The organism is Streptomyces sp. NPDC053426 (assembly GCF_055585405.1).
In genome coordinates this window covers 68,148-86,251 of record NZ_JBVJKE010000003.1, presented here as the reverse complement: position 1 = coordinate 86,251, position 18,104 = coordinate 68,148, and the positions used below count along the sequence as shown (strand labels likewise).

Genomic DNA, 18,104 nt, shown 5'->3' with positions numbered 1-18,104 from the left:
CTACTCCCCCTCGGCCAGCCGCGCCGGGAAACCCCCGGTCGCCACCGGGCCCCAGCGCTCCGGGGTGATCCGGATGATCGACTTTCCCTGCTTGACCATGGCGGCGCGGTACTCGTCCCAGTCCGGGTGCTCGCCGGCGATGTTCCGGTAGTACTCCACCAGGGGCTCCACGGACTCGGGCGAGTCCACCACCTCGGCGGTGCCGTCGATCTGGACCCACGGCCCGTTCCACTCGTCGCTGAGGACGACCAGGCTCACCCGGCTGTCCCGCTTGGCGTTGCGGGTCTTGGCGCGCTCGGGGTACGTGGAGACCACGATCCGGCCCGAGTCGTCGACCCCGCAGGTCAGCGGCGAGCCCTGGGGACCGCCGTCGGCCCGCCGGGTCAGCAGGATCGCCCGGTGCCGGGGCCGTACGAAGTCCAGCAGCTCGTCGAGGGAGACACGGGTGTTCGTCGCGATGTTCGGTGCCATGGCGTCAGACTAGGCCGCCAGTGCCTCCGGGAGGTTGTCGTACACGGGGACGTCGCGGCGCAGGCCCGTCAGTTCGAGTACGCGGGCGGCCACACTGTCCGGGCGGGCCACCACGCACACGAGGGTGCCGGGGCGCAGCAGCCGGAGTACGTCGTTGACGAGGCGGACGCCCTGGGAGTCCATGAAGACGGTCGCGGTGAGGTCGAGGACCAGGACCCGGGCCCACCGGCCGTCGCCGGGACAGGCCTTGGCCACGATGACGTCGAGGAGCCCCCCGGCGTTGGAGAAGTCGATCTCCGGGGGGAAGCGGAACAGCGCGTGCTCGGACACGTCACGCGGTTCGGAGGGGTTCGGCAGGAAGGTCACGGTGCTCACCTGGCAGACATGCGTCGTCCGGGATTCCGGCAAGGCCACTTCCTGACCCGTCCGCCCATTCCACCATGCCGGAGGGCGGCGGTGGAAGCGGACCGGGGAGGCGATCGGCCCGGACGTCCATACCCCAGGTCCGGGCGTCACCTCATCGCAACCGAACAGATAGAGTTCTGTGCGTCCTGTGCTCGCAGTCAGGAATGTGCTGCGGAGCTCTCCTGCGCACGGCCGTGGTGCCGTGCATGCCGAAGAGGTTCGTGGTGGTTGCGTCCCGTTTTTCTGATTTGCCCCGTTTCCCGGCCGGGTTGGAGCTGGCGGAAGCGCTCACTGCGGCGGCACAGCGACTGCACGAGACGTCCACCCCGGACACCACCCTGGACACCGCCGTCCGTCTCGCGGTCGACCTCGTGCCCGGCGCCGACCACGCGGGCATCTCCGTCATCGAGCGGGACGACCGGCGCTCCACGCTCGCCTGGACCGACGACGTCGTACGCGCCGCCGAGGAGGGCGACGGCCCCGGGGACGGGCACCGGCCGTACTGGCACCGCCTGTGGACCGCCCCCGTGGCCGAGGTCGAGGACAGCGAGAACGGCGAGGGCGACGGGACGCTGTCCGGGCTCGGCCTGCGGTCCGTGCTGTCGCTGCGGCTGCGGGCCGACCGCCGCCGGCTGACCGTGCTCACCGCCTACGCCCGCAAGCCGCGCGCCTTCGACGAGGCCGCGCTGCGGGTCGGCCGGCTGTTCACCGCGCACGTCGGCATAGCCCTCGACTCCGCCACCGTGCGCGAGCAGCTCACCGAGGCCATGCGCACCCGGGACCTGATCGGCCAGGCCACCGGCATCCTCATGGAGCGCCTGGACATCGACGCGGCCGGCGCCTTCGACAGCCTGGTCCGCGCCTCGCAGCGGGAGAACGTCAAACTGCGCGACCTCGCCCGCCGCATCGTCGACCCCGACCACACCCCCTGACGGGGGGCTGACGGGGCCTCACGCGGCCGGAAGCGACTCCCCCTGCACGGCCTGGACGTCCAGCTCCACCCGGAGGGTCGTGCCGATGGCCGCGATGCCGGCCTGGACGACCTGGTTGTAGTTCATCGCGAAGTCCTCGCGCCGCAGTTCGGCCGTGGCGCGGAAGGCCGCCCGGGTGCCGCCCCAGGGGTCCGCCCCGGTGCCGAGGTAGGCCAGGTCCAGGTCGACGGGCCGGACGACACCCCGCATGGCCAGCTCGCCGTGGACCGTCCAGCGGTCGGAGCCCGCCCCGGTCAGACCGGTGGACCGGTACGTGATCTCGGGGTACCGCTCGACGTCCAGGAAGTCCGCGGACCGCAGATGGGTGTCGCGCGTCCCGTTGCCGGTGTCGATGGACGCCGCCCGGATCACCGCCTCCACGCGGGACCCGGCGACGTCGTCCGGCGCGATCTCCACCAGGGCCGCGAACTCGGTGAACCGGCCCCGCACACTGGAGATGCCCAGGTGCTGGGCGACGGCCGCCACGCTCGAATGCGCCGGGTCCACGGTCCACGGACCCGGCGGCGGCAGCTCGGTGCCGCCCTGCCGGGCCAGCGTCACCGTCCCGACCTCGGCCCGCCCGCTCGCGGTGACGATGGCGCTCGCGGCGGCGGGCGCGTACCCGACCGCGGTGACGACGACGGTGTACGCCCCCGGCGCCAGCGCGGTGGCGTCCCGCACGGCGCCCTCGGCGTCGGCCCCGGCGCGCAGCACCTGCGTACCGGTCCCGTCGGTCACCGTGACGACCGCGTGCGACACGGCCCATCCGTCCCGGGTACGGATCCTCGCGGTCAGTGGCATCCCGTTTTCTCCCTGCACATGCGTATACGCGTACGAAGTGGTCGTGGACGGACCGGCCCGCGGCGGGGGCGCGTCTCCGCTACAGGACGCGCCCGCCCGCCACGGGCCGGGGTTCGACTACTCGCCCGGGTGGGCGAGCTCGATGTCGTGGTCGTCGACACCGGTGCCGGAGACGGTCAGCGCGGTCGCCACCGGCGGGTAGCCCGTGGCGATGACGGTGTACTCGCCGCCGTCCAGATCGGCGAAGGCGTACGCGCCGTCCGCGCCGGTCGTCGCCGTGCCGGCCACGTTGCCGGCCGCGTCGACCAGGGTGACCCGGGCGTCGGCCAGCGGCCCGTGCGGAGCGCGGACCACGCCCCGCACCCGGGCGCCGGTCTCCAGGTCGACCTCGACCCGGGTGACCCCGGTGCCGCCCACCTCGACGGGCAGGGCGCGCGGCCGGTACCCGGCGGCGTTCACCGCCACGGTCACCGCGCCCGGCACCAGCTCGGCGAACGAGAACTCGCCCTGCTCACCGGTGCTCCCGGTGGCCAGCAGATCGCCGCGCACATCGGTGACGATCACCATCGCGTCCTTCACCGGCAGCCCGCCGTCCGCCGTGCGGACCAGCCCGGTCAGCCCGCTGGTGCCGCTGAGCAGGATGTCGTAGGCGACCGGTTCGCCGTTCACGACGATCGTGGACGCCTGCGGCTGGTGGCCGTCGGCGGCGGCGATCAGGACGTACGACCCGGCGCCGGGCGCGTCCACCGCGTACGCGCCGTCGGCCTGCGCCACCGACCGGCCGAGCTGACGCCCGCCCAGCGAGATCAGCGTGACGGCGGCCCGCGGCACGGGCGCGCCGTCGGCACCGCGCACGGCACCGCGTACCGGGATGCCACCGGAGACGGGTGCCTCCGGCTCACCGGGTCCGGCCGCCGTGGCGACGGCGGAGAGGCGCTGCGTGGCCGAGGGGGCCGATGTCACGGCCGCGACCGCGCCGGCCGGAACCGGCTCGTCGGCGGCGCGGGCGGCCTCGGCGGGGGCCGGTGCCACCGGCGGGGCGGTCTCGGCCGACGCCTCCGCGGCCTGGGCCAGCGCGCCGGAGGTCCGCAGCGGGACCTCCTTGATGAACAGCGTCACCAGGAAGGCGAGCAGGGCGACCGGGGCGACGTACAGGAAGATGTCGGCGATGCCGTGCCCGTAGGCGCTCTCCAGCCAGGTGCGGATGGACGGGGGCAGCAGGTCCATGTCGGGGATCGTGCCGCTGCCGGAGGCCTGGGCGGCGGCGGCCTGCTCCTGCGGGCTGAGCTGTCCGATGGTGTCCTGGGCGTAGCCGCTGATCCGGCTGGACATGACCGAGCCGAGCACGGAGACGCCCACCGCGCCGCCGAGGGACCGGAAGAAGGTCACGACGGAGGAGGCCGCGCCCAGGTCGCCCGGGGCCACCTGGTTCTGCGTGCACAGGACCAGGTTCTGCATCATCATGCCGACGCCGAGGCCCATGAGCGCCATGAAGACGCCGATGTGCCAGTACGGGGTGTCGTAGCGCATGGTGCCCAGCAGGCCCAGGCCCGCCGTCAGCAGCACGCCGCCGGCCAGCAGCCAGCTCTTCCACCTGCCGGTCTTGGTGATGATGATGCCGGAGACCGTGGACGATATGAACAGGCCGCCGATCATCGGGATGGTCATGACGCCCGACATCGTCGGGGACTTGTCCCGGGCGAGCTGGAAGTACTGGCTGAAGTAGACGGTGCCCGCGAACATCGCGATACCGACGAACAGCGAGGCCAGCGAGGCCAGCGTGATGGTGCGGTTCCGGAACAGGCGCAGCGGGATGATCGGCTCGCTCGCCTTCGACTCGACGAGCAGGAAGACCAGCGTCAGGACGATCGCGCCGCCGACCATGACGCCGGTCTGCCAGGACATCCAGGAGTACTTGTCGTCGGCGAAGGTGACCCAGACGAGCAGCAGGCAGACGGCCGCGGTGACGAAGAAGGCGCCGGCCCAGTCGACCTTGACCTTCCGCTTGACCACGGGGAGGTTCAGCGTCTTCTGCAGCACGATCAGCGCGATGATCGCGAAGGGCACGCCGACGTAGAGGCACCAGCGCCAGCCGAGCCAGCTGGTGTCGGTGATCACGCCGCCGAGCAGCGGGCCGCCGACGGTCGCGACGGCGAAGGTCGCGCCCAGGTAGCCGGAGTAGCGTCCGCGCTCGCGCGGGGAGATCATCGCGGCCATGATGATCTGCGCCAGGGCGGACAGACCGCCGGCGCCCAGGCCCTGGATGGCGCGCGCGGTGATCAGCATCGCCGGGTTCTGCGCCAGACCGGCCACGACGGAGCCGATGACGAAGACGACCAGGGCCGCCTGGACCAGGATCTTCTTGCTGGTGAGGTCGGCGAGCTTGCCCCACAGGGGGGTGGAGGCGGTCATCGTCAGCAGCGAGGCGGTGACGACCCAGGTGTAGGCGCTCTGGCCGCCGCCGAGGTCGGAGACGATCTCGGGCAGGGCGTTGGTGACGATGGTCGACGACAGGATGGCGCAGAACATGCCGAGCAGCAGCCCGGACAGCGCCTCCATGATCTGCCGATGGGTCATCGGAGCGTCTGCGGAGGAGCCTCCCCCGTGCTTGGCATGAGCCCGCACACCGTTCGGTGTGGTCGTTGCCATGGACTTCCTTCTCTTACGTGCTCGCGGGTGTACGGGTGGTCTGTTCGGGAGCGGGAGACGCCGGGCGGGGCACCGCTCGGCAGTCGCCGAAGCTGTCCCTGAGCCGGGCCATCAGCTGGGTGAGCCGGCTGACCTCGTCGTCGGACCAGTCGTCCAGGCGCTCGGCGAGAAGCCGGGTGGTCCGCCGGAACAGCTCGTCGAGCTGGGTCCGGCCGGCGGGGGTGAGGTGCAGGATGCGGGACCGTTTGTCGGCGGGGTCGGGGGAGCGTTCGAGCCAGCCGCGCTCGGCCAGGTGGGCGACGTGGCGGCTGGTGACCGACATGTCCACGGACAGCAGCTCGGCGATCTTGCTCATGCGCATGTCGTCGTGGCGGCCGAGCAGTGTCAGCACGGCGGCGGAGCCGCCGTGGCAGTCGGCCGGCATGATCCGGTTCATTTCCCGCTTGACGGCGCCGAAGGCGCTGAACTGTCGAACCAGCTCCTCGTACTGCGCCTGCTCGGCCATGACACCTCCCGTTTTGATTGCTTAGGGCAACGATAGGAATCGATGGTTGCTGAAGGCAAATAAAAACGGGGGCCCTGGCCCAAAAACTTGGCAAAGGCAAGTAATCGCGAAAGTAAACCCGCAGGCCCGGGTGGGTCCGCACCGCCGACGCCGCCCGCCGGCCCCGGTCGGCGCCGCCCGTCACTTCTCGCCGGCGTCGCCCGACGGCCCTTGCCGGCGCCCCCGCTTGGGCGCCTCACCGGGCATTCGCTAGGGTCTCGGGGCATGGCTAACACCCAGGGCCCGCAGGGCAACCACGACCCCGCCGGCAGCACCCAGATGTTCCGCGCGTTCGTCGACGAGGAACCCCAGGGCCGGCAGGCCGCCGCGACCACCGGCGGCGGCCCGCGGATCGGCCTGATCGTCGGCGTCGTCGTCGCCGTGGCGGTCGTCGCGGCGGTGGCTTGGCTCGCGCTGAAGTAACCGAGGCGGCCGACAGCGCGGCGGCCGCCGTCGCGCCCTCACAGGGCGCCCCGGCGGCCACGAAACCGATGTCACGCGCGGAGCGTCCCTCGGGCGCTCCGCCTTCCGTCGTGCCTCAGTCCGAGATGAGGCCCTCCCGCAGCTGGGCCAGCGTCCGGGTGAGCAGGCGCGAGACGTGCATCTGGGAGATGCCGACCTCCTCGCCGATCTGCGACTGGGTCATGTTGGCGAAGAAGCGGAGCATGATGATCCGCCGCTCCCGGGGCGGCAGCTTGGCCAGCAGCGGCTTGAGCGACTCGCGGTACTCCACGCCCTCCAGCGCCGTGTCCTCGTAGCCGAGGCGGTCCGCGAGCGAGCCCTCGCCTCCGTCGTCCTCGGGGGCGGGGGAGTCCAGCGAGGACGCCGTGTACGCGTTGCCGACCGCGAGCCCGTCGACGACGTCCTCCTCCGACACGCCCAGCACGGCGGCGAGTTCGGCGACCGTCGGGGAGCGGTCCAGCTTCTGGGAGAGCTCGTCGCCGGCCTTCGTCAGCGCCAGGCGCAGCTCCTGCAGCCGGCGCGGCACCCGCACCGACCACGACGTGTCGCGGAAGAACCGCTTGATCTCGCCGACCACCGTCGGCATCGCGAACGTCGGGAACTCCACGCCCCGTTCGCAGTCGAAGCGGTCGATCGCCTTGATCAGCCCGATGGTGCCGACCTGGACGATGTCCTCCATCGGCTCGTTGCGCGAGCGGAACCGCGCCGCCGCGTACCGCACCAGCGGCAGGTTGAGCTCGATCAGGGTGTCCCGGACGTAGGCGCGCTCCGGGCTGTCCTCGTCCAGTACGGCGAGTCGCAGGAACAGGGAGCGGGACAGGGTGCGGGTGTCGAGGGCCGCCGTGTCCGGGAGTTCCGGAGCGGGCGTGGTCGGGAGGGCCGGGCCCTCGTCGATGGGGCCGAGTGCGTCGAGAGCATGGGGAGCTGTCTCGCTCTCCGCGAGCGTGAGCACCTTCGAGCTGCCCTGTTCTGCGGACATGCCACCCCCTTTGGGTCGCGGGACGGTCGCGGCGGACGCTCCCCGATCGAGGAACGCAGCCATCACCTGGAATACCGGCGCCGAGGCTCCGGCAAACGCGCTTTCCGCAGAATGTCACATGTCGGCAACGCGCTGTAGTGACATGTCGACATCTGAGATGCGAATCGGCCCTGGAAACAAGGGGTCTGACGGGCTTTCGGAGCAGAAGCGCACAGAAAAGCGCTGTGGGACGATTCGCTCTTTCCGGTTACGCCTCGATCCTGTTTGCGGACCGCAGTCGCTGGAAGCTGCGCGCCAGTAGCCGGGACACGTGCATCTGCGAGACACCGAGTTCCGCGCTGATCTGCGACTGGGTGAGATTGCTGTAGTAACGCAGCAGCAGGATGCGCTGCTCCCGCTCGGGGAGCTGGACGAGCAGGTGCCGGACGAGGTCGCGGTGCTCGACGCCGTCCAGGGCGGGATCCTCGTACCCCAGCCGGTCCAGCAGTCCCGGCATCCCGTCGCCCTCCTGCGCGGCCTCCAGCGAGGTGGCGTGGTACGACCGTCCGGCCTCGATGCAGGACAGCACCTCCTCCTCGGTGATGCGCAGCCGCTGGGCGATCTCGGCGGTCGACGGGGAGCGCCCGAAGGCGGTCGTCAGGTCCTCGGTCGCACTGTTGACCTGCACCCACAGCTCGTGCAGCCGGCGCGGTACGTGGACGGTGCGGACGTTGTCCCGGAAGTACCGCTTGATCTCGCCGACCACCGTCGGCATCGCGAACGTCGGGAACTGCACGCCCCGGTCCGGGTCGAAGCGGTCGATGGCGTTGATCAGCCCGATGGTGCCGACCTGGACGACGTCCTCCATCGGCTCGTTGCGGGAGCGGAAGCGGGCGGCGGCGTAGCGCACCAGCGGCAGGTTGGCCTCGATGAGCGCGGCGCGCACGCGGGTGTGCTCCGGCATGCCCGGCTCCAGCTCCTTGAGCTGGCCGAAGAGCAGTTGCGTCAGGGCCCGGGTGTCGGCGCCGCGCCGCTTGGCGGGGCTCACCGGCCGGTCGTCGGCGGTCGCGGACGGGTCGGGAGGAGTCGTGTCGGGGGAAGCCGAGCCGGGAGGAGCCGAGCCGGAGGAGGACGAAGCGGGGGAGGACGGGCCGGGGGAGGACGGGGCGAGGGGGGACCGGTCGGGGGCCGGGGCCTGGACCGCGTCGGGGGACACCTCGTCCTGGGGCGGCGCAGTACTGGCCGGCACGGTCAACGCCACCTCTTCGTCGCTCACATCGTCCGTCAACTCATCCCTCAAAAGCGGTCATAGCATCACAAGACTGACTCAGTGTGTGCAAGCACCGCATATTCCGTGTTGAGTGCCGAAAGTGGACGTACGGCACGACAAAACCCCCCGCCGTCATGGCGGGGGGCTGCGGGAGACGGAGTGTCAGAATTCGTAGTCGGCGATCACCCACGTGGCGAACTCGCGCCACAGCCCGACACCCGCCTGGTGCTCCGGGTGCTCCACGTACCGGCGCAGCGCGTCGGCGTCCTCGAACGCCGAGTTGATGGCGAAGTCGTAGGCGATGGGGCGGTCGCTGATGTTCCAGGCGCACTCCCAGAAGCGGATCTCCGGGATCCTGCCGCCCAGCGAACGGAAGGCCTCCACGCCCTCCACGACCCTCGGGTCGTCGCGCTCGACGCCCTCGTTCAGCCGGAAGAGCACCAGGTGGCGGATCATCACTTTCCTCCGTTGGCCAGCCAGGTCATGAAGTCGCCGATGGCCTTCGCGGCCTCCGATATGCCCTCGAACCCTATCTGGACGTAGTCGGCCGCGGTCTCCGGGTCCGTGATGATCAGGTACAGCACGAAGACCACGATGACGTAGACGGCGATCTTCTTCGCGTTCACCGCCACCGCGGCCCCCCTGTCACTGGTGTCACACGAGTATCGAGCGGCCCCATGATCGCACGAAGGGCCCCGTCTGACGACGGGGCCCTTCACCGGCGGTAGCGGAGGGATTTGAACCCTCGGTGACTTGCGCCACACTCGCTTTCGAGGCGAGCTCCTTCGGCCGCTCGGACACGCTACCGAGGGAGACCTTACAGCAAGGTGGGGCGTGGTTTGAAATCGGTATTCAGCGGTTCCGGAAGAACTCCGTGAGCAGCCGGGCGCACTCGTCGGCGAGCACGCCCTCGATCACTTCGGGGCGGTGGTTGAGCCGCCGGTCGCGGACGAGGTCCCACAGCGAGCCGACCGCGCCCGCCTTCTCGTCCCGGGCGCCGTAGACCACCCGGTCCACCCGTGACTGCTGGAGGGCGCCCGCGCACATCGTGCACGGCTCCAGCGTCACCACCAGGGTGCAGCCGGCCAGCCGCCACTCCCCGAGCTCCGCGGCGGCCCGCCGGACGGCGAGGACCTCCGCGTGGGCCGTGGGGTCGCCGACGGCCTCGCGCTCGTTGTGGGCGGCGGCCAGCACGGTGGCGCCGTCCGGGGCCAGCACGACGGCGCCGACGGGGACGTCCCCGCCCCGGACGGCCCGTGCGGCCTCGTCCAGGGCGAGCCGCATCGCCGCCCGCCAGGGGTCGCGTACCGGATCCGGCGGTCCGGACGGGGTGGTGGTGGCCGGCACGGTCAGCGGACGGTCTCCAGGACCTCCGAGGCGCCCAGGGCGTCGGCGATCTCGGTGACGGCGTCCTCGGTCATCGAACGCAACTCCTTCTCGCTCACGCCCAGGTCCTCCAGGATCTGCGCGTCACCGACCGGCCCGTGCGGCACCGCGTCGGCGCCGCCGGCGGACGCGGCGCCGTCGTCCGCGTCGTCGTCCTCGTCGTCCGGTTCACCGTCCTCCGTGCCGTCGAGGTCGAGGGCGTCCAGGTCGGTGCCGTCGTCTCCGGGTTCCCGGCCGAGCAGTTCGTCGGTGAGCAGGATCTCCCCGTAGCTGCTGCGGGCGGCGGCGGCTGCGTCGGAGACGTAGACCCGAGGATCCTCCTCGCCGTCCACGCGGACGACACCGAACCAGCCGTCCTCCTGCTCGATCAGCACGAGCACCGTGTCCTCGTCGGGAGAGGCCTCCCGGGCCAGGTCGGCCAGATCCGACAGGGTTTCCACATCGTCGAGCTCCGTGTCGCTCGCTTCCCACCCGTCTTCGGTGCGCGCGAGCAGTGCGGCGAAGTACACCGTGACTCTCCCACTGGTCATAGGCGTGCCGGTTGGGGGTCCCCCCGGCGGAGGTGTTGCGGGCGGGGAGACGGCGCTCCGAGCCCCACCCACTCGGAATCGTGGCAGAAACAAGGCCATCAGGGGACGTCTTCGGCTCCCTGTGTCCGGCATTTTGATCGCAGTACGCCGAGTGCGCCCACGAAGGACTCACCAGCGCACTCCTTGCCGCCACGTGCGGATCGTACGCGGACTCACGCGCCTTCCCCGCACGGGCACTTCGGGAAACGTGTGCGCGTGGCGCGATCTTCCCGCGGCCGGGTGCGATTTTCTCCGGTGCGGCCGGTCGGCGGAGTCCGGTGCGGCCGGGCGGCGGAACCCGGTGCCGGCTACCAGCGGAAGGTGCGCATGCGCATCGCGTGGCGCAGCCGGGCGGCCTTGGCGCGGCGCGGCTGGACCCGGTCGCGCAGCTCCCGGGCCTCGGCGAGTTCGCGCAGGAACCGGGCGCGGCGGCGCCGCCGCTCGGCCTCCGTCTCCGTCTCCGTCCCTGCCGGATCGGGTGTCCCGCGCGGCGACGGATCGTCTCGGTTGTCCTGCTCAGGCATCGGTTCACCACCCCAGTCCGTCCCTCCCACCTTCCCCCGGACGGGCGGTTTGACGCCAGCGAACGAGTGACGGGCGCACGAGGGGCTTGCCGTGTGCGGGGACGCCGGGCCGACCGGGCCCGGTTAATGTTGACGCCATGCGTCTCCACGTCGTCGACCACCCCCTGGTCGCCCACAAGCTCACCACGCTGCGCGACCAGCGCACCGACTCCGCGACCTTCCGCCGTCTCGCCGACGAGCTGGTCACCCTGCTCGCCTACGAGGCCACGCGCGACGTGCGCACCGAACAGGTCGACATCCAGACGCCGGTCGAGCGGACCACGGGTGTCAAGCTCTCCCACCCGCGCCCGCTGGTGGTGCCGATCCTGCGGGCCGGTCTCGGCATGCTGGACGGCATGGTCCGGCTGCTGCCGACCGCCGAGGTGGGCTTCCTCGGCATGATCCGCAACGAGGAGACGCTGCAGGCCTCGACGTACGCCACCCGGATGCCGGAGGACCTCTCCGGGCGCCAGGTCTACGTCCTGGACCCGATGCTCGCCACCGGCGGCACGCTGGTCGCGGCGATCCAGGAGCTGATCCGGCGCGGCGCGGACGACGTGACCGCCGTGGTGCTGCTGGCCGCGCCCGAGGGCGTCGAGATCATGGAGCGCGAGCTGGCCGGCACCCCGGTGACGGTGGTCACGGCGTCGGTCGACGAGCGGCTCAACGAGCAGGGCTACATCGTGCCGGGCCTCGGCGACGCGGGGGACCGGATGTACGGGGCGGCGGAGTAGGCCCCGCGCCCCGTGGCTCGGTAGACCCCGTGGCTCGGTAGGCCCGGTGGCTCAGTGGGCCTCGCGGCTCAGCAGCTCTTCCCCGGCTCTCCGTGGCCCTTCTCCGGCTCAGCAGTTCTTCTTCGGGGCGGGCGTCGCCTCGGGTTCGGCCAGTGCGGTCAGGGCCCGGTCGGCGTCCGCCTTCGTCGTCAGGGTCTTGAACCCGTCGCCGATGATCAGGTCGAGCTCGGTGCCCTTGCGGGCGGGGTCGGTACGGCGTTCGGCGTCGGCGAGCTGGGTGCCGAGCACCGGCAGCGAGGTGTCGAGGGCGGCGGCGGGCCCGAGGAGTACGCCGGTGCCCTCGACCTTCTTGTCGTACTCCTTGGTCGCGTTGCCGATCTCGCCGATCTTGAAGCCGCGCTTCTTCAGCTCGTCGGCGGTCTTCTGGGCGAGTCCGCTGCGGGTGGTGGCGTTGAGGACGTTGACCGTGATCGTCCCGGGCCGGGGCAGCGCCTTCGGGACGGTCGTACGGCTCACCGTGTCGGCGCAGGCCGCCTTGGTGCCGTTCGCGGAAGCGGGGTCGCCGCCGCCGGTGAACACGTCGATGAGCTGGAGCGTGCCCCAGCCGCCCACGCCGAGCACGGCTGCGGAGGCGACGGTCAGGACGACGAGCCTGCCGCGCCGCCGGGGTCGGCGCATCCGCGGGTACTTGTCACCCGTGATCCGGTACTGGCCGCCCATGCCGGGTGGAGTGAGCATGCTCATGGGCGCAGCGTAGTGCGCTCGGGCGGCAATGCATACCAGATGATCATCCGACTGGGCGCAGCCCGACCCGAAAGGGTCAAACCGGGTCGCGCGGGAGGACGCCGGTCGGGCGTCAGTCCAGTTCGAGGACGCGGGCGTGCAGCACCTGGCGCTGCTGGAGCGCGGCCCGCACCGCGCGGTGCAGCCCGTCCTCCAGGTACAGATCGCCCTGCCACTTCACGACGTGCGCGAAGAGGTCGCCGTAGAAGGTCGAGTCCTCGGCGAGGAGGGTCTCGAGGTCGAGCTGCTGCTTGGTCGTCACGAGCTGATCGAGGCGGACCGGGCGCGGCGCGACGTCCGCCCACTGCCGGGTGCTCTCCCGGCCGTGGTCGGGGTACGGCCGGCCGTTTCCGATGCGCTTGAAGATCACACGGAAAGCCTACCGGTCAACGCGTTCCGGGCGCAGCCATGGCGACGCAGTGCGACGCCGGAAAAGGCACCCGAATACGGGGCGAAACGGGATGGTGATCTGATATGACCGATCGCGGGACCGGGCCATCGGCCGCCGCTTCCGAGACCCCCGGCCGTCCTTCCGCCCTCCTCCGGGGAGGCTTCCGTCCGCCTCCCGCGCTTCCCGGACGGGCGGTCGGCGCGGCGGGCCGACCGCGTCCCGGCTCAGCTCGCGCGCCAGTACCCCAGCGCGTGCACCCGCTGCTTCGGCACGCCCAGTTCCTTGCGCACGAACGCCGACAGCGCACGGGTGGTCGCGGTGTCGCAGGCGATCCACACGTACGGGTCGGGGGTGGACCGCAGCAGCTCGGGCAGGTCGGCCCGGACCCGTTCGAGCAGCGCCGCCCCGGCCCCCGACCGGGGCACCTCGCGCACCTCGATCCGGTCGGGGTCGGCCCGGAAGGGCAGTCCGTCGAGGGTGCCCTCGAACCAGACGGTCGCCGGAGCCGCACCCAGCGCGCCGAGCAGCGAGTTGACGGCCGGCAGCGAGGCCGGGTCGCCGATCGCGACGACGTGGGAGGGGCCGGGGTCCGGCTCCTCGAACCCCGTGCCCTGCACGGTCGCCTCGATGGTGTCGCCGGGCTTCGCCGCCCTGGCCCAGTCGCTGGCGCACCCCTCGTGCAGGGCGAACTCCAGGCTGAAGGTGCCGGCCGCCGGGTCGGGGTCGACCAGGGTGTACGCCCGCTGGTGCGGCTTGCCCGCGTTGTCGAACCACAGCCGCACCCACATCGTCGGGTGGACGCCGGTCGCCGCCAGCATCCCGCCGTCGGTGAAGCGCACCCGCCGGTAGTCGGCGGTGACGTCCTCCGCGCCGGTCACGGTGAACGTGAAGTCCTTCGCGCGGAACAGCTTGAGGACCGCGCCCTCCCAACCCCGCCCCTGCCCCATCGCGTCTTCACCCTTCGCGTACGATTTCGCCACGGTTTACTTAGGGGAGCCTAACCTAATGGGAAATGAGGGCACAGTGGGTGGCGAGATCTTCCGGGACCCCTGGGGCGTCCCCCATCTGCGCGCGGGGAGCGCGAACGGGCTCGCGTACGCCCAGGGCCGGGTCACCGCGCTCGACCGGGCCTGGCAACTCGAGGTCGAACGGCACCGCGCGCAGGGCACCTCGGCCTCGTTCCTCGGCCCCGAGGCACTCCCCTGGGACCGTTTCGCCCGCCGCGCCCGCCTGGCCGACACGGCCCGCCGCTGCTGGACCGAACTGCGGCGGACGGACCCGGAGACGGCGGAGTGGGTACGGGCGTACGTGTCCGGCGTGAACGAGGGCCTGGCATCCACCGGCGGGGCGGACTCCGGTCCGGCGCCCGCGCCGGACGCCGGCCCCGCCGAGAGCGGGCCCGGCTCGGCGGACCACCCCGCCGGGGACCCGGCCGGGCAGGCCGGCAGCGGGAGCCCGGTGGCCGAGGCCACCCCCGGGGCCGCCCCCGAGTTCGCCCGCGCGGGTCTTCGTCCCGGTCGCTGGGAGCCCTGGACCCCGCTCGCGGTCTGGCTCTCCACCCACATCCTGTTCGCCGGCTTCCCCGCCAAGCTCTGGCGGGCGCACATCACCGCCCACCTCGGTGCGGACGCCGTGGGCCTGTTCGCCTCCGACGGTCCCGGCACCGCCGGCAGCAACGGCTGGATGGTCGCCGGGAACCGTACGACCACCGGGCACGCGGTCATCGCCGGGGACCCGCACCGCTTCATCGAGGACCCCGGCGTCTACCAGCAGATCCGCCTGTCCTGCCCGGAGTTCGACGTCGTCGGCCTCGCCGTGCCCGGCGTCCCCGGCATCGCCCACTTCGGCCACACCGGCACGGTCGCCTGGGCCATCACCAACGCCATGGCCGACTACCAGGACCTCTACCGCGAGCGGCTGCGGCGCACCGGCGCCGGCGTGGAGGCGCTCGGCCCGGACGGGACGTGGCACCGTGCCGCCCGGCACACCGAGACCGTCGAGGTGGCGGGCGAGGAACCGGTCGAGGTCGAGGTCATCGAGACCGACCGCGGCCCCGTCGTCATCGGCGGCCCCGAGGGCCTCGACGACGGTGTGCCCGAGCCCGGCGAGCCCCCGCTCGCCGTCGCCCTGCGCTACCCGCCCCGCGTCACCGGCGACCTCGGCTTCGGCGCCCTGCTGCCGTTGCTGCGGGCCCGCCGGACCGCCGACGTGGACCGGGCCGTCGACCTGTGGGCCGAGCCGGTCAACGTGGTCATGGCCGCGGACACCGGGGGCGGCACCCTGCACCGGGTGGCCGGCCGGGTCCCGGTCCGCTCCGAGGCGAACGGGACCGCTCTGGTGCCCGCCTGGGAACCAGGTCACGAGTGGCGGGGCTGGCACGAGCCGCCGCGCGCCGGACTGACCGACGGGGTCGCGGTCATGGCGAACCAGCGCGGCCCGGCGACCCCGCTGGGCGTCGAGTTCGCCCCGCCGCACCGCGCCGCCCGCATCACCGCCCTGCTGGCCCGGCAGACCCGCTGGTCCGCGGCCGACATGTCCGCCATCCACATGGACACCCACCTCGCCTCCGCCACCCCCCTCCTGAACCTCCTCGCCGCCCTCGACGACCCCACGCCGAACGCCCCCGCCACCGCGGCCGGCGACCCGGCCCCCGGCGGACCCCTCTCCACCCCCGCCGCAGCCCTGCGCGACCGCCTCCTCCGATGGGACCGCCGGATGGACGCGGACAGTGCCGACGCGGCGCTCTTCGCGGCCGTGCGGAGCGCCGTCGTGCGGCGGATCGCCGCGCACCCCGCCTTCGCCGCGGCCGCCACGCCACCCCCGTACCCCGAGGTCTTCCGCCCCTGGCTCGCCCTCGTCCCCCGCGTCGGCCACGCCCTCGAACACCTCCTCTCCGCCGGGGAACTGTTCGGCGTCGACCGCCCGGCGGTGGTCCGCGCGGCGCTGGAGGAGGTGGCCGCCCGGCCGCCCGCCGGCACCTGGGGCGACACCCACCGCCTGGCCCCCTGGCGGGCGCTGCCGCCGACCACGCCGTACGACGAACCCGGCCTCTCCGGCGACCACGACTGCGTGCTGTGCACCTCCCCCGTGCCCGGTCTCACCGACCTCGCCGCACGCGGCCCGGCCGCCCGCTACGTCTGGGACCTGGCCGACCGGGAGAACAGCCGCTGGGTGGTGCCGCTGGGCGCGTCCGGCGTCCCCGGCTCGCCCCACCACCGCGACCAGCAGCCCCTGTGGCTCGCCGGAGACCTGGCCCCGGTCCTCACCGACTGGGCACAGCTGAAGAAGGAGACCGATGTCTGACCCGTACGCCTCCCGCACCGCCGTCCACGAGCAGGCGGTCGACGGCTTCGGCACCGTACGCGTCCTGCCGCTGGACCCGGCCGCCGACGCGCCCCTCCTGCACCGCTGGGTGAGCGAGGAACGCGCCGCCTTCTGGGGCATGAACGGCCTCACCGCACAGCGGGTCGCCGAGATCTACGCCCACATGGACACCCTCGACACCCACCACGCGTACCTCGTCCTCAAGGACGGCGAACCCGCCGCGCTGCTCCAGACCTACGAACCAGAGGCCGACCGCGTGGGCGACTGCTACCCCGTCGAACCCGGCGACATCGGCGTCCACCTGCTGCTCGCCCCCGCCGCCGGAACCGGGAGTCCGCGCCCCGGCTGGACCGCCGCCCTGGTGGGCGTCCTCGCCGCGTACGTCCTGCTCGGCCTCGACCGGAAGCGCATAGTGGTCGACCCGGACGTGGCCAACGAGAAGGCCGCCGCCCGCTTCCTCAAGCAGGGTTTCACCGCCGGCCCCGTGGTCGTGCTCCCGGAGATCGACCTCCCGGACGTGTACCTGCCCGAGAAGAAGGCACAACTCGCCTTCCTCACCCGCGAGGTAGCCTTCGGCGGGTGACCCCCGACGACCTCGTCGCCCACTACGGACTGGAGCCGATCCCCCGCGAGGGCGGCCGGTTCCGGCAGACCTGGGCCGGTCCCGCCCGCCCCGACGGCCGCCCCGAGGGCACCGCCATCGTCGCCCTGCTCACCGACGCCCCCGGCGACTTCTCCGCCCTGCACCGCCTGCCCGCCGACGAGATCTGGCACCACTACCTCGGCGACCCGCTCCACCTGCTCCTCCTCGCCCCCGACGGCACCGCCCGCACACCGGTGCTCGGCCCGGACGTCCTCGACGGCCAGCACCTCCAGCTCACCGTCCCGGCCGGCACCTGGATGGGCGCGCGGGTGGCGGCGGGCGGCGCATGGACGCTGTTCGGCTGCACGATGGCACCCGGCTTCACCTACGAGGGCTACGAGCACGGCGACGCGGCGGAACTGACGGCGCGCTACCCGGACCGGGCGGCGCTCATCGTGGAACTCTGCCGTCCATGAGCCGAAAGGGTCTGCTCGACGGTCAGGCCGCCCTGGTCACCGGCGCGGGCGGCGGCATCGGCCGGGGCATCGCGCGGAGGTTCGCCGAGGAGGGCGCGGCCGTCGCGCTGCACTGCCGTACGGCGACGGCCGCCGCGCGGGAGACCGCCGACCGCATCCGGGAGTCGGGCGGCGAGGCCGTCGTCCTCCAGGCCGACCTCACCGACGAGGACGCCTGCCACCGCGTGGTGGCCGAGGCGGCCGACCGGTTCGGCGGCCGGCTGACCGCGCTCGTCAACAACGCCGGCGTCCAGCCGGTCCAGGAGCTCGCCGGAATGACGGCGGCCGAATGGCGGGCGGTCGTGGACACCAACCTCACCACCGTCTTCGCCTGCACCCAGGCGGCGGCGGAGCTGATGCGGGACGCCGGGGGAACCATCACCCACATCGCCTCCGTCGAGGCCCACATTCCGGCACCCGGCCACGCCCACTACACCGCCTCCAAGGCGGCGGTGGTGGCGCACGCCCGCGCGGCGGCCCAGGAGTACGGGCCGTGGGGCGTGCGCGTCAACACGGTCTCGCCCGGCCTGATCGACCGGGAGGGCCTGTCCGACGCCTGGCCCGAGGGCGTACGACGCTGGCGGCGGGCGTCCGCCGTGGGCCGGCTCGGCCGCCCGGAGGACATCGGCGACGCCTGCGTGTTCCTCGCCTCCCGGCTCGCGTCCTGGGTGACCGGCCACGACCTGGTGGTGGACGGGGGAGCCACGGCCCGGCCGACCTGGTGA

22 protein-coding genes and 1 tRNA gene are annotated in these 18,104 nt (G+C 72.7%); 7 read left to right on the top strand and 16 right to left on the bottom strand.

Going from position 1 to position 18,104, the window contains the following annotated elements:
- A complete protein-coding gene (locus ACZ62B_RS07335; RefSeq protein ID WP_344569495.1) occupies positions 1-471 on the bottom strand; it encodes a PPOX class F420-dependent oxidoreductase in 471 nt (156 codons plus the stop codon).
- A gap of 9 nt (positions 472-480) precedes the next feature.
- The gene (locus ACZ62B_RS07330) at positions 481-837 is read right to left on the bottom strand and encodes an STAS domain-containing protein (RefSeq protein ID WP_469689400.1); all 357 of its coding nucleotides are present in this window, start codon (positions 835-837) and stop codon (positions 481-483) included.
- Between the two features lie 245 nt (positions 838-1,082).
- Between ACZ62B_RS07330 and ACZ62B_RS07325 the strand changes: the two genes are divergently transcribed.
- Entirely contained in the window at positions 1,083-1,808 is a 726-nt protein-coding gene (locus tag ACZ62B_RS07325; RefSeq protein ID WP_344569493.1) for an ANTAR domain-containing protein, read from the top strand.
- A gap of 18 nt (positions 1,809-1,826) precedes the next feature.
- Here the strand turns inward: ACZ62B_RS07325 and ACZ62B_RS07320 are convergent, their stop codons facing one another.
- The 3 genes from ACZ62B_RS07320 to ACZ62B_RS07310 form a co-directional block, all read right to left on the bottom strand.
- The gene (locus ACZ62B_RS07320; protein ID WP_344569492.1) at positions 1,827-2,648 is read right to left on the bottom strand and encodes a YceI family protein; all 822 of its coding nucleotides are present in this window, start codon (positions 2,646-2,648) and stop codon (positions 1,827-1,829) included.
- A gap of 117 nt (positions 2,649-2,765) precedes the next feature.
- Positions 2,766-5,225, bottom strand: a complete 2,460-nt coding sequence (locus ACZ62B_RS07315; protein ID WP_468887341.1) for an MFS transporter — start codon at positions 5,223-5,225, stop codon at positions 2,766-2,768.
- Between the two features lie 85 nt (positions 5,226-5,310).
- A complete protein-coding gene (locus ACZ62B_RS07310; protein WP_468721114.1) occupies positions 5,311-5,802 on the bottom strand; it encodes a MarR family winged helix-turn-helix transcriptional regulator in 492 nt (163 codons plus the stop codon).
- 264 nt (positions 5,803-6,066) lie between these two features.
- On the opposite strand from ACZ62B_RS07310, the gene ACZ62B_RS07305 reads away from it, so the two are divergent.
- The gene (locus ACZ62B_RS07305; RefSeq protein ID WP_344569486.1) at positions 6,067-6,264 is read left to right on the top strand and encodes a hypothetical protein; all 198 of its coding nucleotides are present in this window, start codon (positions 6,067-6,069) and stop codon (positions 6,262-6,264) included.
- Positions 6,265-6,379: 115 nt separating this feature from the next.
- Here the strand turns inward: ACZ62B_RS07305 and ACZ62B_RS07300 are convergent, their stop codons facing one another.
- The 8 genes from ACZ62B_RS07300 to ACZ62B_RS07265 form a co-directional block, all read right to left on the bottom strand.
- On the bottom strand, positions 6,380-7,282 hold the full coding sequence (locus ACZ62B_RS07300; protein WP_073933416.1) for an RNA polymerase sigma factor SigF: 903 nt from the start codon (positions 7,280-7,282) through the stop codon (positions 6,380-6,382).
- A gap of 247 nt (positions 7,283-7,529) precedes the next feature.
- Positions 7,530-8,516, bottom strand: coding sequence for an RNA polymerase sigma factor SigF (locus tag ACZ62B_RS07295; protein WP_468721274.1), 987 nt, complete (start codon positions 8,514-8,516; stop codon positions 7,530-7,532).
- A 177-nt stretch (positions 8,517-8,693) separates the two neighbouring features.
- Complete coding sequence (locus ACZ62B_RS07290; RefSeq protein ID WP_030820366.1) at positions 8,694-8,987, bottom strand: Dabb family protein; 294 nt, start codon at positions 8,985-8,987, stop codon at positions 8,694-8,696.
- A complete protein-coding gene (locus ACZ62B_RS07285; RefSeq protein WP_344569483.1) occupies positions 8,987-9,163 on the bottom strand; it encodes a hypothetical protein in 177 nt (58 codons plus the stop codon). Before ACZ62B_RS07285 ends, ACZ62B_RS07290 begins: the two co-directional genes overlap by 1 nt.
- A 90-nt stretch (positions 9,164-9,253) precedes the next feature.
- Positions 9,254-9,338: transfer RNA gene (locus ACZ62B_RS07280), tRNA-Ser, on the bottom strand.
- Between the two features lie 45 nt (positions 9,339-9,383).
- Positions 9,384-9,815 (bottom strand): tRNA adenosine(34) deaminase TadA, encoded by a 432-nt coding sequence (gene tadA / locus ACZ62B_RS07275; RefSeq protein WP_468721272.1) that lies wholly within the window; start codon positions 9,813-9,815, stop codon positions 9,384-9,386.
- A gap of 65 nt (positions 9,816-9,880) precedes the next feature.
- A complete protein-coding gene (locus ACZ62B_RS07270) occupies positions 9,881-10,426 on the bottom strand; it encodes a tRNA adenosine deaminase-associated protein (RefSeq protein ID WP_468721270.1) in 546 nt (181 codons plus the stop codon).
- A 368-nt stretch (positions 10,427-10,794) separates the two neighbouring features.
- On the bottom strand, positions 10,795-11,010 hold the full coding sequence (locus ACZ62B_RS07265) for a hypothetical protein (RefSeq protein ID WP_344569481.1): 216 nt from the start codon (positions 11,008-11,010) through the stop codon (positions 10,795-10,797).
- A gap of 137 nt (positions 11,011-11,147) precedes the next feature.
- On the opposite strand from ACZ62B_RS07265, the gene upp reads away from it, so the two are divergent.
- Positions 11,148-11,783 carry a uracil phosphoribosyltransferase gene (gene upp / locus ACZ62B_RS07260; protein ID WP_344569479.1) on the top strand — a complete coding sequence of 212 codons (636 nt, stop codon included), beginning with the start codon at positions 11,148-11,150 and terminating at the stop codon, positions 11,781-11,783.
- A gap of 108 nt (positions 11,784-11,891) precedes the next feature.
- On the opposite strand, the gene ACZ62B_RS07255 is transcribed toward upp, so the two are convergent.
- The 3 genes from ACZ62B_RS07255 to ACZ62B_RS07245 form a co-directional block, all read right to left on the bottom strand.
- The gene (locus tag ACZ62B_RS07255; protein WP_344569522.1) at positions 11,892-12,503 is read right to left on the bottom strand and encodes a LytR C-terminal domain-containing protein; all 612 of its coding nucleotides are present in this window, start codon (positions 12,501-12,503) and stop codon (positions 11,892-11,894) included.
- A 136-nt stretch (positions 12,504-12,639) separates the two neighbouring features.
- A complete protein-coding gene (locus ACZ62B_RS07250; protein WP_004943146.1) occupies positions 12,640-12,936 on the bottom strand; it encodes a type II toxin-antitoxin system VapB family antitoxin in 297 nt (98 codons plus the stop codon).
- Between the two features lie 245 nt (positions 12,937-13,181).
- The gene (locus ACZ62B_RS07245; RefSeq protein WP_344569477.1) at positions 13,182-13,904 is read right to left on the bottom strand and encodes a siderophore-interacting protein; all 723 of its coding nucleotides are present in this window, start codon (positions 13,902-13,904) and stop codon (positions 13,182-13,184) included.
- A 76-nt stretch (positions 13,905-13,980) separates the two neighbouring features.
- On the opposite strand from ACZ62B_RS07245, the gene ACZ62B_RS07240 reads away from it, so the two are divergent.
- The 4 genes from ACZ62B_RS07240 to ACZ62B_RS07225 are packed head-to-tail and all read left to right on the top strand — an operon-like array spanning position 13,981 to position 18,104.
- Complete coding sequence (locus ACZ62B_RS07240) at positions 13,981-16,260, top strand: penicillin acylase family protein (protein WP_344569475.1); 2,280 nt, start codon at positions 13,981-13,983, stop codon at positions 16,258-16,260.
- Positions 16,253-16,864, top strand: a complete 612-nt coding sequence (locus ACZ62B_RS07235; protein ID WP_469689399.1) for a GNAT family N-acetyltransferase — start codon at positions 16,253-16,255, stop codon at positions 16,862-16,864. Before ACZ62B_RS07240 ends, ACZ62B_RS07235 begins: the two co-directional genes overlap by 8 nt.
- Complete coding sequence (locus ACZ62B_RS07230; protein WP_344569471.1) at positions 16,861-17,340, top strand: cupin domain-containing protein; 480 nt, start codon at positions 16,861-16,863, stop codon at positions 17,338-17,340. The genes ACZ62B_RS07235 and ACZ62B_RS07230 overlap by 4 nt, the downstream gene beginning before the upstream one ends.
- Positions 17,337-18,104, top strand: coding sequence for an SDR family NAD(P)-dependent oxidoreductase (locus ACZ62B_RS07225; RefSeq protein ID WP_468887334.1), 768 nt, complete (start codon positions 17,337-17,339; stop codon positions 18,102-18,104). The genes ACZ62B_RS07230 and ACZ62B_RS07225 overlap by 4 nt, the downstream gene beginning before the upstream one ends.

Coding starts and splice junctions, on each gene's coding strand:
- ACZ62B_RS07265 (WP_344569481.1), bottom strand. CDS start 11,010: ATGCCTGAGCAGGACAACCGAGACGATCCGTCGCCGCGCGGGACACCC.
- ACZ62B_RS07335 (WP_344569495.1), bottom strand. CDS start 471: ATGGCACCGAACATCGCGACGAACACCCGTGTCTCCCTCGACGAGCTG.
- ACZ62B_RS07245 (WP_344569477.1), bottom strand. CDS start 13,904: ATGGGGCAGGGGCGGGGTTGGGAGGGCGCGGTCCTCAAGCTGTTCCGC.
- tadA (WP_468721272.1), bottom strand. CDS start 9,815: ATGCGGCTCGCCCTGGACGAGGCCGCACGGGCCGTCCGGGGCGGGGAC.
- ACZ62B_RS07315 (WP_468887341.1), bottom strand. CDS start 5,225: ATGACCCATCGGCAGATCATGGAGGCGCTGTCCGGGCTGCTGCTCGGC.
- ACZ62B_RS07300 (WP_073933416.1), bottom strand. CDS start 7,282: ATGTCCGCAGAACAGGGCAGCTCGAAGGTGCTCACGCTCGCGGAGAGC.
- ACZ62B_RS07225 (WP_468887334.1), top strand. CDS start 17,337: ATGAGCCGAAAGGGTCTGCTCGACGGTCAGGCCGCCCTGGTCACCGGC.
- upp (WP_344569479.1), top strand. CDS start 11,148: ATGCGTCTCCACGTCGTCGACCACCCCCTGGTCGCCCACAAGCTCACC.
- ACZ62B_RS07325 (WP_344569493.1), top strand. CDS start 1,083: ATGCCGAAGAGGTTCGTGGTGGTTGCGTCCCGTTTTTCTGATTTGCCC.
- ACZ62B_RS07320 (WP_344569492.1), bottom strand. CDS start 2,648: ATGCCACTGACCGCGAGGATCCGTACCCGGGACGGATGGGCCGTGTCG.
- ACZ62B_RS07235 (WP_469689399.1), top strand. CDS start 16,253: ATGTCTGACCCGTACGCCTCCCGCACCGCCGTCCACGAGCAGGCGGTC.
- ACZ62B_RS07305 (WP_344569486.1), top strand. CDS start 6,067: ATGGCTAACACCCAGGGCCCGCAGGGCAACCACGACCCCGCCGGCAGC.
- ACZ62B_RS07255 (WP_344569522.1), bottom strand. CDS start 12,503: ATGGGCGGCCAGTACCGGATCACGGGTGACAAGTACCCGCGGATGCGC.
- ACZ62B_RS07310 (WP_468721114.1), bottom strand. CDS start 5,802: ATGGCCGAGCAGGCGCAGTACGAGGAGCTGGTTCGACAGTTCAGCGCC.
- ACZ62B_RS07290 (WP_030820366.1), bottom strand. CDS start 8,987: ATGATCCGCCACCTGGTGCTCTTCCGGCTGAACGAGGGCGTCGAGCGC.